Source organism: Xenorhabdus yunnanensis, from assembly GCF_028598805.1.
GTDB classification, from domain to species: Bacteria; Pseudomonadota; Gammaproteobacteria; order Enterobacterales; family Enterobacteriaceae; genus Xenorhabdus; species Xenorhabdus yunnanensis.
Genome location: NZ_JAQRFI010000015.1, coordinates 20,256 through 36,388 on the forward strand (window position 1 = coordinate 20,256; position 16,133 = coordinate 36,388).

Consider the following 16,133-nt stretch of genomic DNA (forward strand, 5'->3'; position numbering starts at 1 on the left):
GGAATCTATATAATGTTGAGCTCTCTTCTGGTAGGTAATATACCTGTAAAGAAGAGTGGCGCTACATTGTCATTATGAGATACCTGATTTACAGATATATGCTGATTAGAAATAAAATTAATCCGTGGATAAGAACAATAAAATGGGTTAAAAAATGGAGAAAATAAAACTGGAAATATTGGATAATATCTGGATATTTGAGTTGATTTATCAGGGCAATTATATTGCCAGTTAATATCATGAATTGTTTAAATATAGAATCCTAATGGTTACGCTTAGGAAGGAAAAAGATTGTAGCATTAAAAATATTTCAAATATAGCTTACTTTATTAATGGATTAAAAATGAAAGAATTACTGCAAAACCACCCTAATAATAGAAGGTTTCCTGTTAATGGTTTTCGGATAATCAAAAATATCCTCAAGGAAAGAAAAGGAGTGAAGCTTCTCAAGCCTATTCAGGCGATTGGTTTAATCATTCTTTGGATTGCAACATGTTTGCTGAGTGTGCTATCACTCGGAACCACGGTATTGTTCTTTGATACCAATAACATGCCTTCAGGGAGATATCTGCTCTGGGCTAGCTTGGTTGGTTTGAATTCACTTGGTATATCTTTCTCTATTTACAGTCTCCAACGTATCAAAAACCTTCCTATTAATGAACAAAAACGCTACTACTTACAGGCAAAGTGCTCTGTTTTACCGGAAGAAAAACGTCAGGCATTACGTTTGCATATCGTTAGCTGCTATTACGACGGATTTTGGACAGAAACATTAGAACATTACCCTTTGAAAAACCGTGTTTCTCACGATAATTATCAATATCGCCTTTTACCTCTGTCTGATGCAAAGCCTCATCAATCCGAAGTTTACAAAAATTGGGGCATTCTTAATGAAAAAGATTATTGGAAAATATTGCATGAATTATGGGCAGGGATGCATTCAGAACGTTTTGCTGTTGATGCGGTTTTTACCGATGGAGAAATGTTCAAGGGACTTGGTAGTTTGATTGAAGAACAGCCTGAATATGTACAGCAATGTTCTCGTTCGATTGATGGGCACCCTCCCGCTTTACTTTGGGGATTTGATCTCTGGCGAGCGATTATACTGAGCCGAAACTGTTTTTCTGCTGGTTATATCAGTGAAGAAACTGCGTGGAAAAATATACTTAAAACAGCCGATTATGTTTATGAAATTTTTGACAGTTTTGATGCATTTCACACAAATTACCGGCTAGGAAATGCCTATTGGAGCCGTGATTTTGACACTGTGAAAGGGCGCCTAAAAGAATTTTTGTTTTACAAAGAGCATTGTGACTGGCCGATAGCCCAATTACCTTGGCCAAATGCGAAAGGCATTTTTATAGAACAATATATGAAAGACGGCTTTGCTGATGTTGTTAATTCTTTATTGCGGGATCAAATGGAAGACTCATTCGACGACGAAATAATGGATGAAGATAGTAGCCATACTGAAATTCGAGTTTTGCACTAATAACCTACAGGGATAGGCATTTACACTATATAGTAAAAGGGATCAATATATGATTAATCTTCATAAATATGATGATGTGCCTTAAAAATTATGAATCTGCCTATTTTTATAAGGTGTAGTATCAGAAAAAATAGGCAGTTATCATTTAGGATAAGAATAATCATTATAACAATGAGTTATCACCAATCTTCTTCATCGTCAATTAACAAATTGGTTTCTTTGACTTTATTAGGATCAATATCAACACCTTCTGACCGTAACCGATGATAGAATTCTTTCCTGTTGATTAAAGCATGTTTTTCTTTTCCGGGGAGATAACGGATTGGAATAACTTGCATCGCACGGACAGAGTATCAAAATGAGCAAAATTAGCTGCCATATCCTCGCCGGCATGATGTTGATTATTTGAAGTAAATTCAAAATTTATAGATATTTCACTAAAAAGCTCGGCTGCTTCAACCCAGTTTTTTGGGATATCCTCTTCCTCATCGGCACTTAATCGGACATCTGTAATTTTAGCATCGAAGTGAAGTCCGTATTTGTGAGTTAAATGGCGATTGTATTCGAAGGTGATACTGTTGTAGGTTCCGGGTATGATTACAATGACTAAAAATGCCATAGTTAAAAAAAGTAAAATGATACCGAATGGTATTAGGCCAATAGATTGCTTGGAGTTATCTGCGATACTGAATACTACAAAGACAGAAAATCCAATTAAGAGTGCTGTTATTGAAAGTAATATTATGATAGAGAAAGTGTTTTTTTTTATTACTTTCCTTAAGATTTTTGGATCTAATTTTATTTTATTTTTCATGCTGTTAACTTAAGTTATTAGTAATGTAATCAATGATTTTTAATTAATTCCACTACTAAAAATAAGAAATGTTTTTATTTGGTGAATATACCTTTAAATGGGTTACAGCTATCTTCGCCTATTCCAAAGAAAAATGCAATCCAGTTAATATTTATTATAAGGCGGGTTTTCATTGATGATTTTTTAAGAGTTAATTTAAATTCTTGTGATGCTGGGCTACCATTCTGCTCAAAAAATTTAAAGCGCTCTTGCTATTTTTATGGGTATTTAGATATGTCCATTGCTTTTCCTTATTGATATTTATTTTTTTACAAAAAAATAATTTTTTATTGAATATGATTACATAAATTGAAGACTATTTCATTCGGATTCACCCTTAAAATATCTACTTTACCATTTATATTAACAAATAATCTTCTTTATGTGTTAAAGATGCTAATGTTAAGGCACTGAGTTAACTATTATCAATACTGATTTTATTTACAGTTATTTTGTTTCTTTATTTATAGTTTATAATTTTTACTTTAACCACTTAAAGTAAAATTCAGTAGTTTCATTCTCATGCAGATACAAGCATATCCAGTCCTTTTATGGCACACCTAATCAAGCCATCCCAATAATTAACTAATCCACTCTAATTTACCATATTTAGGTAGATTAAAGTGTAGACAATTCCATTTTTTCTGACGCAATGTTTTTGAGCGACTTTGATAGTTATTTTGGAAACATACACCGTTTTTAGCTCAAAACCAAGAGTGCGGTGAGTATACTACTTGAGTTTTTCTTTGAGTTTGCTGGCATCCCCGTCACGCTGATTTGTACCATTTGTGTATAATCAGCCTAATTAATTTTCTCAGATTTAGTTTCTGTCTCATATTATCGAACGGTTAAACGAAGTATTTATCGCAGGTAATCTGACCGCTAATGATATGATTAATTATGCTTTTATCGTTCGGGATAAGTTGACTGAAAATGAAACTGTCATGAATCAAGTAGCGAATAATACGCGTGAACGGGCTATGTTAGGCAATTTTACTCAATCCATTGATGATACAATTTTAAATAGTAGTGCAGCGCACCAAGACCAAATGATGCAACTTATCTCTGACCCAGAAAAAACGCGCGAATTTGCACGGGTAATTTTTGATATGTTGAATGGGTATAAGGGAACTTAAGTGGCAATATATGAGTTAACACAGGATACGTTAGTAAAAGTTGAGATGACTTCATTTGAGGCGGAGAAACTGAAGGAACGACAAGACATTCAGCGCCTTTTAAAATCACAGATTGAAGCCATTAGTCCTGATACATTAGTGATTGCAGAAGAGTATAGCCACTTTGTTGGCTCCAGTCGCCGTCTTGATTTACTAGGTATCGATAAGTCTGCCAATCTCGTCGTTATAGAACTTAAGCGGGATAATGATGGTGGTCACATGGAACTTCAGGCGATCCGTTACGCAGCCATGGTTTCGAATCTAACGTGGGATCAGGCAGTTAGTGCTTACAAGGAATTTTTGAGTCAAACGGGACAGGATATTGATGCTGAAAGTTCGATGTTGGATTTTCTGGCATGGGACTCTCCACAAAAAGATAATTTTGCTAAAGAGACACGCATCGTTTTGGCTGCCCGTAACTTTTCTAAAGAAATTACGACATCGGTTTTATGGATGAATGATATAGGACTGGACATAACATGTGTTCGTCTTCAACCTTTTCGAGTAAGTGAAAAACTTTTATTGAATGTGGAGCAAATTATCCCTCTTCCTGAAGAAATGGATTACCAGATAGAGGTACGCTCCAAAAAGCGAGAAAAGAGAGCTGCTCGTAATAGTGAAAAAAATCACTCATCACTTAATTTATATGTCAATGGAGAACTTTATCAGCAAGGATTCCACAAGTCAGACATTGGTTTTTATACAGTTAAAGCGCTTGAGGATCATAAACTCATCGATGAACCTGGTTTTCACTATCTCCGAAACAATAAAACCTGTTCGTTTCAGTTACTGAAAAAATATGAAGAAATTAAAGGAATTGGAGATAAATACAAAAAGTATCGTACTCAGTTAGAACCTGAGTTTGGCTATCAAGGTGAAGGATACTACATCGCTCGAAATTGGAGCTTTTCCAGTACAAACCGATTTATCAATGAAGTTCAAGGGAAATTCTCAGCACTGTGCTTTGAGTGGGCCTAATTCAAATATTCAGTTTTGGTTGAGTTTGAAGCGATCCTTCTCGCTCTGTATAATCGCCCGCCTTAGAGAATTTGAGGGAGTTTGTGCTCCCCCTGAGTATCTCCTGATGGCTGAATAAGCCGAAATAGACCAGAATATAAAGCGACGATATCGGCGCTATCTTTTTGATTTTTAAATGAGGTTTGTGATATGCACCCATCATCCCGCTTCTCCGTGGCCCCCATGCTTGATTGGACTGATCGTCATTGCCGTTACTTCCATCGCTTATTAAGTAGAGAAGCGTTGCTTTACACGGAAATGGTCACAACAGGTGCGATCATTCATGGCAAAGGGGATTATCTGGCTTATAACGAGCAAGAGCATCCATTGGCATTACAATTAGGTGGCAGTGATCCTAAAGCCTTGGCGCAGTGTGCCAAGATCGCGCAGGAGCGGGGTTACGATGAAATTAATTTGAATGTCGGTTGCCCTTCTGATCGCGTGCAAAATGGTCGCTTTGGTGCTTGTCTGATGGGAGAAGCGGCGCTGGTAGCCGATTGTGTTAAGGCGATGCAAGATGTAGTGGATATTCCAATTACTGTCAAAACCCGCATTGGCATTGATGAACAGGATAGCTATGAGTTTCTGTGTGATTTCATTGATACTGTTGTAAAAAACAGCGATTGCGATAATTTTGTTATCCATGCGCGTAAAGCTTGGTTGTCTGGTTTAAGCCCAAAAGAAAACCGCGAAATTCCGCCTTTGGATTACCCACGAGTTTATCAATTAAAGAAAGATTTTCCGCAACTGACACTTTCCATTAACGGTGGTATTAAATCACTGGAAGAAGCAAAGCAGCATTTACAATATGTTGATGGTGTGATGATTGGTCGGGAGGCTTACCAAAATCCATCCATTCTGGCACATGTGGATCGTGAGTTGTTTGACCAAACAGCTCCAGTGACCAATACGGTTGATGTGGTTAAGTCGCTTTATCCTTATATCGAACAGGAATTGTCTAAAGGCACTTATTTAGGGCATGTCACCCGCCATATCTTGGGGATTTTTCAGGGTATTCCCGGTGCACGCCAATGGCGTCGCCATTTGAGTGAGAATGCCCATAAACAGGGAGCTGATATTATGGTTGTTGAAAAAGCGCTGGAAATGGTAACTGAGCGGGTATAACCCGCTCAGGGAATAGAATTTCGAGGCAATGGATACTACGGGATCAATAAGCTGGAGCCGTGGGTTGCACGGTTTTCCAGTGTCTGGTGTGCTCTTATTGCTTCGCTCAATGGGAACTTCTGGCTTTCTGGAACATCCACATTGATTTTGCCGCTGGCAATAAAATCAAAGAGTACTTTGCTGGCTTCATTCAATTCATCACGGGTAGTGATATAACCAGACAGAGAAGGACGGGTGAGAAACAGCGAGCCTTTCTGATTGAGGATCCCTAAATTTATCCCTGTTACAGGCCCAGAAGCATTACCAAAGCTGACCATCAGTCCTCTGGGTTTCAAGCAATCGAGAGAATCCAACCATGTTGCCTGACCAACGGAATCGTAAACCACATCTACTTTTTTACCATCAGTGATGTCCAAGAGACGTTCCACGATATTTTCGCGATTATAATTGATGGTCTGCCATGCTCCCGCTGCTTTGGCAAGGTTAGCTTTTTCATCTGAGCCAACAGTCCCAATCAATTTTGCTCCCAATGCCTTTGCCCATTGGCAAGCAATCAAACCAACACCCCCCGCTGCTGCATGAAATAGGAAGGTTTCCCCTGCTTGAATCTTGTGGGTTTGATGGAAAAGATAATAAACAGTCAGACCTTTCAAGAATGATGCGGCGGCTTGTTCGAATGATATGGCATCTGGCAATAGGGCTAATTTGTTTTCTTGTACATTGTGTACTTCACTGTAAGCACCAGAAGCTGATAGGGCATAAACCACACGATCGCCGACCTTAATGGACGTTACATCTGCCCCAACTTTAGTGACGATACCTGCCGCTTCTGTTCCCAACCCACAGGGTAGATTAGCTGGCGGATATAACCCGCTACGTATGTAGGTATCAATATAATTAATACCGATAGCCTTATTCTCAACTTGTACTTCATCAGCTGTAGGATCAGCAGGCGTAAATTCACAATATCGGAGTACTTCTGGGCCGCCAGTGGCGGAAAATTCTATGCGTTTTGCCATGGTAACTCTCTCATTATGTTAGAAGTATTGGGAACAACCTCGTACGTTTACATTGCAATTGCTGCAAACTGCGTTAATGTGTCCGAAATCATTACAGACTATATATATTTACTTTGTGTTTTGAAGTTTGTCCATGATTATTATTTTTATATAAATATCAAATAATTAATAAATCATTAAGCTGTATGTTGTTACAGTGTTTATTGACGTTTTGCCCCTCTTACAGCACACTACGTATAAACAATTGTATAAATACTTTTAGCGATCATGGCTGCCGAACTAAACAAGCTCAGTGACAAAAAACTTAGAACCCTGCACGGAAAAGAAAGGGGCAATATTGAATTTTTTGCCGATGGTGCGGGGTTGAGCGCCAAAGCATCTAAAGCTGGTGGCATTAGTTGGGTTTTTACGTACCGACTTGATGGAAAAAAGTTAAACCGCCTTACCATTGGGCGCTATCCTGATGTGAGCCTTAAACAGGCTAGAGAAACGAGGGATAAATGTCGTAGTTGGTTAGCATCTGGGAAAGATCCAAAGCTGCAATTTAACTTAGTGATGCAGGAATCATTAAAACCAGTCACTGTGAAAGACGCTATTGAATATTGGATCGCGCACTACGGCAGAGAAAACCGAGTCAATATTGATACCCTCATTCTGCAATTAGAAAAACATATTTATCCTTATATTGGTGAAATGGCATTGTCTGACTGCGAAACAATATATTGGCTACAATGCTTTGATAGAATGAAAAAGAAAGCGCCAGTGGCTGCTGGTTCTCTATTTCAACTGTGCAAGCAAGCTCTAAAATTTTGCCGGGTAAGAAGGTATGCAGTCAGCCATGTATTGGATGATTTAACTATTCAGGATATTGGAAAAAAACAAAATAAAGGCCAGCGGTATTTAGAAGATAATGAACTTGGTCAATTATGGGACTCCATAAATACAGGTATTTACCTACCTTATTATAATAATTTATTGAAAATTTTGGTTGTATTTGGTTGTCGGACACGAGAGGTCAGATTATCTAAATGTTCAGAATGGAATTTTAATTCTATGTTATGGACTGTCCCAAAAGAAAATAGCAAGACAGGCGAGAAAATCATTCGTCTAATACCTGAATACATGAAGCCATTTTTAGTGAATATTATTCACCAAAACCATAAAAGTGGTTATCTCTTAGGGGAAATTAAAAAACTTGAAGCAGTCGCACAATATGGCAGAAAAATATGGAAAAAATTAGAGCATGATGAGGAATGGTCTTTGCATGATTTAAGGCGAACGTTTGCAACTAAAATGAATGACATGGGTATAGCACCACATGTCGTTGAGCAACTGTTAGGCCATGCGCTGCCGGGCATAATGGCGATATACAACAAGAGCCAATACCTACCAGAGAAGCAGGACGCTTTAAACAGGTGGTGCGAGCGGCTGGATGTATTAGCGGGCAATTATGAAAATGTGGTTATATTAAAAGCAGCTCAATAATGAAAATTGATGAATTTCATTCTGTGCATGACCATTGTGATATATATGTAACAAATGTGTCTTTCTTTCGTAATAATTTCTATTAAGTAAAATACCCTCACAAAAACAATTAAACAGTGAGGGTAACACAACCATGCAATATAGTACTCCTACGCCAGAAGAACGCCGCTCTATCCTTTCCGAATATGGTGAACCTTATGATCGTCTTATACGTGAAAAAGAACGCCAGCACATCACCTCTATTTCCAGAACGTCAGCATGGAAGCTGGAAAATGAAGGCCGTTTCCCTGCCCGTAAACCATTAGGCCGCAATTCGTGTGCTTGGTTGCTTAGTGATCTACTGCATTGGGTGCGCAATCCACCAACAGTAGAAAACGTGAATAACCCGTATAGCCGTAAACCTGCTAACTAAAAAAATAACGCTATGAAAAATTCACTGTCTTGATTGGCAGCGATCAAACTCACCCTAAAAGCAGTTTAATTTCGGGAATAGTTGGTGTGATGGTAGATATTAGCTACAGAGATTCTTTGATATTAAATAATCATCAATTTGAGAGACAACCCTCTTTAAGAGGGTTAATTGATGATTCTTACTCAGATGATGCTTTGGCTTTGCGTAGGCGGCGTTTGATTTCAGCTCGCATTGCAGCAGAAACAAATTGCCCTGTACTTTCGCTTTGCTCTTTCGTTTGCTCCATTCCTTCAATCAATTCGTGTAGTACTCGTACTGTTATTGATTGTGATTTCGCATTTTTTGCACCTGTTGCCATTTCTACACCTCTTATCAATTGGTGTAAGACAGTATACGCAAAAATACTACAATTTAAAGAGTTGACATGTAAGACACCTTATATCTATTATGTGTCTTACACCATAGCTTGTATATGGTATGAAAATAACAACGCCCCGAAGTGCGGGAACACTGTCGAGGCGTCTACCCACAACATTATCGGAGCTAATGCTATGGCTGATACACAGTCTAACCAAACTCGCCTTAAATTTACATTCCTTATTGCATCCGGCACTCAGCAATTGGCTGATATGTCCTCCTTGATCTTCGCATTACGTCAGGGGGCATACCATGAGTAACAAACCTATCTCACTAAAACAGGCGCTATATCGTGCAGGTTTGGGTATTTCTCTTTTCACGTTCATTACCAAAAAAGCCAAAGGTGAATGCGAAATCAATTTAAATAATCTGATTGCATTGGCACACGGCATTCATCAGGAAGTTCACCGCGTCCTGTTGAAACATGCTCCACAGTCACCGATGAATAAATTATTAAATTGCATTGTATACAGAAAATCCGACCCGTTAGGTCAGGCTTCATTTCGTGCGGGCTTATGTACCTCTTTATATGAAATCATTCTTGAGCAGGCCAGCCAACATTGTTCGGAAGAGCTACATGATTTGCTTTCACTGGCCTGTGATATCAATCAGGAAGTTTACCATGCGCTTTATGTGGCAGTTAATGGAGAGGACGAGTGATCATGAATCAGGGAAATAATAATCAGAAAAGCCGCCCGTTAGATGTGATTCGAACAGTTAAAACATCAGCCATCAATCGTTGGCAAGGCCTGTTGCCTGCTTGTGGTGTGAAGGTTCCGGCAAAAGGTAAACACGGTGCTTGCCCGATATGCGGCGGTACTGACCGTTTCCACTTTATCGATGATAACCATCATGGCGACTGGCATTGTCGCCAGTGTGATGAACCAAATCATGGCGATGGGCTGGATTTAGTAGCAAGAACAAAAGGGATCTCTGTCTTTGCTGCTGCTAAGTTGGTAGCTGATGTGTTAGCACTTCCCTTGCCTGAACCCAAGCCCGCCAAAGAGCAACCCCGAACAGTGAAACCGATTGCTGAACGTATCACGGCTCTGGTTGCAACCTCTCTCACGGGTGAATCTCAGTATCTGACTAAAAAGGAGCTGAAATACCCTAATCAGCGGTTATTGAAAGATGGCTCTTTATTGCTTGTGGTTCAGACGCTGGACGGCACGATCACCGGTGCTCAGATTATCAAGCCGAATGGTGATAAGCGTTTTGTGACAGGCTCGAAGAAAAAGGGGAGTTTTATCCCTTTATCGGCAATCACTGAAACGCCAGACACGTTCATCATTACCGAGGGCTATGCAACGGCCTTAACGGTGAGCCAATTGTGTGAGGGCTGGGTACTGGCTGCGATTGATGAAGGTAATTTACCGACCGTAGCTAAACAGGTCAGAGAACGGTGGCTAACAGCAAAAATTATCCTTGCCGCCGACAATGATTGGCACTCACCGGGCGAACTGGACGACAAAGGCAAGCCCAAGAAGAACGTTGGCAAAATAGCGGCAGAGAAGACCGCTAAAGCTATCAACGGGTGGATCGCATTACCGCCAACAGAACATAAGGCCGATTGGGACGATTATCGCCAGCATCACGGCATTGAGGCAGCAAAGCAGGCATTCAGTGAAGGGTTGTATCAGGTGGGAGAGAAGAAAGTGGAAACAGCTAACGTTATTTCAATTAATCCGGGAAAGCAGAAGAAAAAACGCACGAGTAACAACATTGCGCAACTGGCGGATAATGAAAAGGCTTTATTGCTAACAGAACGTTATGAAGGGATTGCTATTCATCCAGAAAGCGAGGGGTTCTATACATATCAATCGGGAGTCTGGAAGAAAACATCATGCTTGGATTTAAGCCGGGAAATGGGAAAGGTCTATACCTTGCATGGCACTAACTTTAGTAAGCGTGCACTCAATAATGTGGTTGAAGCATTAAAGATTGTTGCGCCTGTGATGGGTGAGCCGTGCCAGAGCATGATCCCCTTTGCTAATGGCGTCTTTGATATTGAAACGAAAGTATTTTCACCTCACCGGCCTGAAAATTGGTTATTAAATCACAATGGCATTGAGTATACCCCAGCAAAACCGGATGAGAATTTGCGGGATGGTGCGCCTAATTTCCATAAATGGATAAGCCATGCTGCTGACCGTGATCCGTACAAGATGAAGCGAATATTTGCAGCATTATATATGGTGCTGGCGAACCGTTATGACTGGCAGCTATTTTTAGAAATTACGGGCGAAGGGGGCAGCGGTAAAAGCGTCTTTACTCAGATAGCAACGTTATTAGCAGGTCAGCACAATACAGCCAGCGGAAATATGGTGGCTTTGGACACGGCACGAGGACGAGCGCAATTTGTGGGTAAGAGCATGATAACTCTACCCGATCAACCCAAATATACAGGGGAAGGTACGGGCATAAAAGCGATTACGGGGGGTGACGCCATAGAGATTGATCCCAAGCATGAACAGCAATACACAACAATCATACGGGCAGTTGTTATTGCAACAAATAATACCCCGATGATATTTACCGAACGTGCTGGGGGTGTGGCTCGTCGGCGTGTTATTTACCAATTTAACAATAAAGTAAAAGAAGAAGATAAAGACCCGCATTTGTCAGAGAAAATAGCCCATGAAATTCCGGTTATTGTCAGACGATTACTGGCAACATTTGACGATCCTGAACAGGCCAAAGTGCTATTGCTGGAACAGCGTGATAGTGATGAAGCATTGGAGGTTAAACGGGCATCTAATCCTGTTTTAGATTTGTGCGCGGCACTGGCCTTCATGAGCGAGCCGAGAGGGTTAGAAATGGGTGGGGGACGTAAAACAGAAGAAGAACGCCAGCCCAAAAGATACCTCTATCACCTTTATCTTTCATTTATGGAATATCAGGGGTTGGGGCGTCCTCTGAGTGTAACTGAGTTTGGGAAAGCGGTTAAAGAAGCCGCAAAGGAGTACAAGGCTGAATATCTGACGCGAACCATAAAAGGCAGACGGCAGACCAATGTACAACTCACCGATAAAACGAACGAGTTTATCTAAAAATAGCGTCTGGTTATCTACCTTGTCTACCTAATGGTTATTTATCTATATTAATCATATGCTTAATTGGGTAGATAACTCTTTTTTAGTTATCTACTAGTTATCTACCTTGTCTACCCAAAGGAAAAAATAGGTAGATGGGGCAGAGGTGGGTAGACAACGGGTAGACAGTAAAAAATCAGTCATCTACCCACTCAAAGCCTTGCGCCACATGGGATAGAGTGAGTGGGTAGATAAGGTAGATAACCCCAGCACATTTTTTCTAAACTTTAAACCATCAAATACGAGTTAATACATTAATGATTGGGTGGGTGATAGCGTCTGATTTTGTGTGATATAAGCTATGCAGCAAAAGATGCAAAAAGATTTTCAGGAGGGGTATCTTCCGGCAGGCAAACAAAAGCCAGATAAATCTGTGAAGGGAAATATGGGGTTCTAAGCCGGAACCATCGGAAATTTTATTAACTCAGTTTCATTTCCTTTTTTAACCATTATCCCCAGCTAATGTGAAAATACCCTCTCGCTAATCAGCTGTAACTCCATGCCAATATACAATTTTTAGCTATTATATGACTTTCAATTTCGGACTCTGAGGGAATGTCAATGAATCCCATTAATGGTATTTTTGTAAATAATTCATAAATAGATAATAAATAATCCCCTGTAAAACACAGTATTTATTGTTATATATTTTTAATTTTTGTATGTTCAAGTTTGCCGCTTTAGGCAAATAAATTATGTCAAGGTGATATAAGCAACCCCTTATTTTTAAAAAGAGGGAAAAACCCATGAAAAAACTATTTGTTATTATTCTGACAATCTTTTACGCTATATTTGTCCCGTTATCTCAGGCGAATGAGGTTGTTAAATACCCACAACAGGATCAGCAGAATAAGGCCGCAGAGAGGAAAAAGCGGTCTGTTGTAACTTTACCCCTAAAAGTCTGTAAGAGAATCGCATATTGCCGGACTCAGGTGGCAAAAAAACTTCTGGAAATAGCGGCTAAAGTGGGGGTAGCTGGAATTCCTGCAAAGAAAATCGCAGATAACATTTCTCAAGGAGATTTCGATCATCTGATTACACTTTTGATGATAGGGAATGATGAGATTACCCAACGTTACCTGAATCGCTTACAGGAGAAATACGGTTCGGGTAAATCAGTTAAGCCAAATATTGGGAAGGGATTAACGGCGGATCAAAAGGCTAAATTAGGGGGTGCTAGTTCTGGTACGCCGGGAGGATGGGAACCGCAAGGTAATAAGAACGCACAGAATCACAAAGCGGTTAGACAACAACAGAAAAATCGATTTGAGGAATTGCGAAGGATTTTTGATAAAAATAACCCGTCACGAGATTTGATGATTGATGGAAAAATTATTAGGCAAGGACAGGCGAGCAATAGTTATGGTACGACTAAAGTCTATGAAAGCCAAAGTCTTACAAATCAACAAATCCATAGGTATGCACAGCAACTTGCAGGGAACACACCGCTAAAAAAAGTCAGACCGATGATTTATACAGCTAAAACAGTAGATGGAACGTCAATAACATTACGAAACGTTTCATCCTCTAATACTGGAGCCAGATGGACAATTGATATTAGAGGAAACCAGAGGCTGAGTGAATTAGGCCATAAATATAAAGACATAGAAATTAAATTTAGGTGATCATCTATGTTATCTGAACATGAATATAAAGAAATTTGGACAGCGGCAGAAACCCGACCTCTGACAGCTGTCTGGAGTTATAGTGAGCCTGAAAATTCTGACAGTTTAATTACCTTTGATGAAAGAAAAAAAATTTTCTTTTGGATTTTAGAACGCCTCCTGAGAGAAGGTCGTATCAAGCTTGCTAAACATGGTAATTTTCTCGAAGGGAGTGTGGATGAGCAGATTGAATTCTTCAGGCAAGCGTTTCCGAAAAATGAAGAAGGAATAGAAGATAGTATTTGGTTCTTTGATGAATCCTGTCCGGGAGAAGCTGTCTGGGTACTTGAAGATGGCTCTCTGGAGTGGACTTAAGTTTGCCCCTCGCTGCTAGCGTCGGGAGATTTCATTTCAATAACTGCCTGAATGACCATAATCAATTTATACGAAAAACGACCACTGTATAAATGAAAAGATTTGTAAATATTCCGTCCTCATGTTTCCCCTTGTTTAGACCTCCTATTGTGAGGTCTTTTTTATTATTTTTCATGGTGTTAAATAGTGATTGCTGATACATGTAGGCTCATCTTGATTTCAATTGCTCTGTAGCAAGTCCTCAAAGCGGTAGTTCTCAGACAGCTACCGCTTTCCCCCGAACCTGCATGACAGCGAACCCTTAACCTACATGCAGAGGCACCATGAAGAAATTACTCGAATTACGTCAGCAAAAAGCAACCTTTACCGAACAAATGCGTTCGCTACTGACTAAAGCCGAAGATGAAAAGCGTTCATTGAATGCTGATGAAGCGAAACAGTTTGATGAGCTGCGTAGCCAATCCGAAGCACTCAATGCGGAAATTGCCCGTTATGAGGCGTTATCGGATGAAGAACGCAATCAGGCCAAAAATCAGCCCGCCAATGAAACACTCAGCAATGACGAGTTGCGCCACTATATTCTGACCGGAGAAACCCGCGCCTTGTCTACGGGCGTTCCCTCAGAGGGCGGCTATACCGTTATCCCCGAACTGAATAAACAGATCATGCAGCAACTGGCTGATGAGTCGGTCATGCGTCAAATCTGTACGCTCAAAACCACCCGCAGCAACGAGTATAAACAGCTTGTTTCGGTCGGTGGTGCGGCAGTGGTACACGGGGAAGAAGGTAAGGCACGCGGTGAGACTGGCACGCCGAAGATGGAAGAAGTGAGCATCAAGCTGTTTCCTATCTATGCCTACCCCAGAACCACCCAAGAGATTATCGACTTTAGCGATGTGGATATCTTGGGCTGGCTGACCTCAGAAATTGCCGATACCTTCGTCGATACCGAAGAAACGGATCTTGTCAGCGGTGACGGCAGCAAAAAAGCCAAAGGTTTTCTGTCTTATCCCCGCGATACCCAAGGCGACAAGGTACGTGATTTTGGTACGCTGCAAAAGCTGGAGGTCACCAGCCTTGAAGCCGATAGCCTGATTGACCTGAAATTCCTGCTCAGGAACAAATACCGCAAAAATGCAGTATGGGTGATGAACTCGACGACTGCCGCCAAGGTGCAGAAGCTGAAAAACGGCAACGGGGATTATATCTGGCGCGAACGTTTGCAAGCCGGTGATCCGGATATGTTACTGGGCTTGCCTGTCCATTACCTCGAATTTATGCCAGAGGGCGTGATCGGTCTGGGTGACTTCAAGCGCGGTTATTTCATCGTTGACCATGAAACAGGCACCCGTACTCGTCCCGACAATATCACTGAGCCGGGATTCTATAAGGTACACACCGATAAGTACTTGGGCGGTGGTTTGGTGGACTCCAACGCGATTAAGGTGCTGGAAGTCAAAAGCACCACGAAATAAGCAAGAGGGGCACAGCGCCCCTTTTCAGTCTTGGAGTCTATCGAATGAATGATATTGAATTAAGAACCGCATCACTTTCTGCCAGTGATAAGAAACTGACAGGTTACGTGATTAGGTGGAACAGCCGATCACAAGTTTTGTGGGATGAGTTTGTCGAACAATTCGCCCCGAATGCGTTTAGTGCCAGTTTAACGGCAGGGACAGATGTCAGGGCTTTGTATGAACATGATCACATGAATCTGTTAGGCCGTACCACATCCGGCACATTGCAATTGAGTGAAGATACCACCGGATTACGCTTTGAGTTAACCCCGCCGGATACCCAATTAGGGCGTGATGTACTGGCACTGGTTGAACGGGGTGATATTTCCGGTATGTCCTTTGGGTTCAGGGCTATCAAAGATCAGTGGGATATTGGTCAAGAACCTTATATCAGAACCGTCTTAGAGGCTGAATTACGGGAAATCACTGTCACCAGTTTACCCGCCTACCCTGAAAGCGGTGTTGAGATTGCTAAACGCTCATTGAATGCGATTAAGCCCTATGATGCTGATTTGCGTCATTACTGGCTGCAACTGTCTGAGGTGTGATT

General features: G+C 40.8%; 16 protein-coding genes. 13 read left to right on the top strand and 3 right to left on the bottom strand.

The window, feature by feature from the left end; genetic code table 11:
* The first annotated feature begins 436 nt into the window (after positions 1–436).
* The gene (locus PSI23_RS08375) at positions 437–1,492 is read left to right on the top strand and encodes a DUF1266 domain-containing protein (RefSeq protein WP_273554667.1); all 1,056 of its coding nucleotides are present in this window, start codon (positions 437–439) and stop codon (positions 1,490–1,492) included.
* 286 nt (positions 1,493–1,778) lie between these two features.
* Here PSI23_RS08375 and PSI23_RS08380 read toward each other — a convergent pair whose 3' ends face one another.
* Positions 1,779–2,306 (bottom strand): hypothetical protein, encoded by a 528-nt coding sequence (locus PSI23_RS08380; protein WP_273554668.1) that lies wholly within the window; start codon positions 2,304–2,306, stop codon positions 1,779–1,781.
* A gap of 983 nt (positions 2,307–3,289) precedes the next feature.
* Here PSI23_RS08380 and PSI23_RS08385 point away from each other — a divergent pair.
* The 3 genes from PSI23_RS08385 (at position 3,290) to dusA (ending at position 5,662) form a co-directional block, all read left to right on the top strand.
* A complete protein-coding gene (locus tag PSI23_RS08385) occupies positions 3,290–3,481 on the top strand; it encodes a hypothetical protein (RefSeq protein ID WP_273554669.1) in 192 nt (63 codons plus the stop codon).
* Positions 3,482–4,498, top strand: a complete 1,017-nt coding sequence (locus PSI23_RS08390; protein WP_273554670.1) for a PDDEXK family nuclease — start codon at positions 3,482–3,484, stop codon at positions 4,496–4,498.
* Positions 4,499–4,687: 189 nt separating this feature from the next.
* Positions 4,688–5,662 (top strand): tRNA dihydrouridine(20/20a) synthase DusA, encoded by a 975-nt coding sequence (gene dusA, locus PSI23_RS08395; RefSeq protein WP_273554671.1) that lies wholly within the window; start codon positions 4,688–4,690, stop codon positions 5,660–5,662.
* A gap of 35 nt (positions 5,663–5,697) precedes the next feature.
* On the opposite strand, the gene PSI23_RS08400 is transcribed toward dusA, so the two are convergent.
* On the bottom strand, positions 5,698–6,681 hold the full coding sequence (locus tag PSI23_RS08400) for a quinone oxidoreductase (RefSeq protein ID WP_273554672.1): 984 nt from the start codon (positions 6,679–6,681) through the stop codon (positions 5,698–5,700).
* A gap of 267 nt (positions 6,682–6,948) precedes the next feature.
* On the opposite strand from PSI23_RS08400, the gene PSI23_RS08405 reads away from it, so the two are divergent.
* Both PSI23_RS08405 and PSI23_RS08410 read left to right on the top strand, forming a co-directional pair.
* A complete protein-coding gene (locus tag PSI23_RS08405) occupies positions 6,949–8,166 on the top strand; it encodes a tyrosine-type recombinase/integrase (protein WP_273554673.1) in 1,218 nt (405 codons plus the stop codon).
* A gap of 133 nt (positions 8,167–8,299) precedes the next feature.
* Positions 8,300–8,578, top strand: coding sequence for a helix-turn-helix transcriptional regulator (locus PSI23_RS08410; RefSeq protein WP_273554674.1), 279 nt, complete (start codon positions 8,300–8,302; stop codon positions 8,576–8,578).
* Between the two features lie 178 nt (positions 8,579–8,756).
* Here the strand turns inward: PSI23_RS08410 and PSI23_RS08415 are convergent, their stop codons facing one another.
* Positions 8,757–8,936: a YlcI/YnfO family protein gene (locus PSI23_RS08415; protein WP_273554675.1), complete on the bottom strand. Its 180-nt coding sequence runs from the start codon at positions 8,934–8,936 to the stop codon at positions 8,757–8,759.
* Positions 8,937–9,129: 193 nt separating this feature from the next.
* On the opposite strand from PSI23_RS08415, the gene PSI23_RS08420 reads away from it, so the two are divergent.
* The 7 genes from PSI23_RS08420 (at position 9,130) to PSI23_RS08450 (ending at position 16,131) form a co-directional block, all read left to right on the top strand.
* Positions 9,130–9,255, top strand: coding sequence for a hypothetical protein (locus tag PSI23_RS08420; RefSeq protein WP_273554676.1), 126 nt, complete (start codon positions 9,130–9,132; stop codon positions 9,253–9,255).
* Positions 9,248–9,655 carry a hypothetical protein gene (locus tag PSI23_RS22750; RefSeq protein WP_306309548.1) on the top strand — a complete coding sequence of 136 codons (408 nt, stop codon included), beginning with the start codon at positions 9,248–9,250 and terminating at the stop codon, positions 9,653–9,655. Before PSI23_RS08420 ends, PSI23_RS22750 begins: the two co-directional genes overlap by 8 nt.
* Positions 9,656–9,657: 2 nt before the next feature.
* The gene (locus tag PSI23_RS08430) at positions 9,658–12,045 is read left to right on the top strand and encodes a toprim domain-containing protein (protein WP_273554677.1); all 2,388 of its coding nucleotides are present in this window, start codon (positions 9,658–9,660) and stop codon (positions 12,043–12,045) included.
* A 788-nt stretch (positions 12,046–12,833) separates the two neighbouring features.
* A complete protein-coding gene (locus tag PSI23_RS08435; protein WP_273554678.1) occupies positions 12,834–13,712 on the top strand; it encodes a hypothetical protein in 879 nt (292 codons plus the stop codon).
* 6 nt (positions 13,713–13,718) lie between these two features.
* Positions 13,719–14,066 carry a DUF596 domain-containing protein gene (locus PSI23_RS08440; RefSeq protein WP_273554679.1) on the top strand — a complete coding sequence of 116 codons (348 nt, stop codon included), beginning with the start codon at positions 13,719–13,721 and terminating at the stop codon, positions 14,064–14,066.
* Between the two features lie 323 nt (positions 14,067–14,389).
* A complete protein-coding gene (locus PSI23_RS08445; protein ID WP_273554680.1) occupies positions 14,390–15,541 on the top strand; it encodes a phage major capsid protein in 1,152 nt (383 codons plus the stop codon).
* Between the two features lie 44 nt (positions 15,542–15,585).
* Positions 15,586–16,131: an HK97 family phage prohead protease gene (locus PSI23_RS08450; RefSeq protein WP_273554681.1), complete on the top strand. Its 546-nt coding sequence runs from the start codon at positions 15,586–15,588 to the stop codon at positions 16,129–16,131.
* Positions 16,132–16,133 lie beyond the last annotated feature (2 nt).

What these genes read in the sequence shown, in the direction of transcription:
- PSI23_RS08450 (WP_273554681.1), top strand. Translation starts at nt 15,586, where the DNA reads ATGAATGATATTGAATTAAGAACCGCATCACTTTCTGCCAGTGATAAG.
- PSI23_RS08435 (WP_273554678.1), top strand. Translation starts at nt 12,834, where the DNA reads ATGAAAAAACTATTTGTTATTATTCTGACAATCTTTTACGCTATATTT.
- dusA (WP_273554671.1), top strand. Translation starts at nt 4,688, where the DNA reads ATGCACCCATCATCCCGCTTCTCCGTGGCCCCCATGCTTGATTGGACT.
- PSI23_RS08405 (WP_273554673.1), top strand. Translation starts at nt 6,949, where the DNA reads ATGGCTGCCGAACTAAACAAGCTCAGTGACAAAAAACTTAGAACCCTG.
- PSI23_RS08380 (WP_273554668.1), bottom strand. Translation starts at nt 2,306, where the DNA reads ATGAAAAATAAAATAAAATTAGATCCAAAAATCTTAAGGAAAGTAATA.
- PSI23_RS08415 (WP_273554675.1), bottom strand. Translation starts at nt 8,936, where the DNA reads ATGGCAACAGGTGCAAAAAATGCGAAATCACAATCAATAACAGTACGA.
- PSI23_RS22750 (WP_306309548.1), top strand. Translation starts at nt 9,248, where the DNA reads ATGAGTAACAAACCTATCTCACTAAAACAGGCGCTATATCGTGCAGGT.
- PSI23_RS08445 (WP_273554680.1), top strand. Translation starts at nt 14,390, where the DNA reads ATGAAGAAATTACTCGAATTACGTCAGCAAAAAGCAACCTTTACCGAA.
- PSI23_RS08440 (WP_273554679.1), top strand. Translation starts at nt 13,719, where the DNA reads ATGTTATCTGAACATGAATATAAAGAAATTTGGACAGCGGCAGAAACC.
- PSI23_RS08430 (WP_273554677.1), top strand. Translation starts at nt 9,658, where the DNA reads ATGAATCAGGGAAATAATAATCAGAAAAGCCGCCCGTTAGATGTGATT.
- PSI23_RS08400 (WP_273554672.1), bottom strand. Translation starts at nt 6,681, where the DNA reads ATGGCAAAACGCATAGAATTTTCCGCCACTGGCGGCCCAGAAGTACTC.
- PSI23_RS08385 (WP_273554669.1), top strand. Translation starts at nt 3,290, where the DNA reads ATGAATCAAGTAGCGAATAATACGCGTGAACGGGCTATGTTAGGCAAT.
- PSI23_RS08420 (WP_273554676.1), top strand. Translation starts at nt 9,130, where the DNA reads ATGGCTGATACACAGTCTAACCAAACTCGCCTTAAATTTACATTCCTT.
- PSI23_RS08410 (WP_273554674.1), top strand. Translation starts at nt 8,300, where the DNA reads ATGCAATATAGTACTCCTACGCCAGAAGAACGCCGCTCTATCCTTTCC.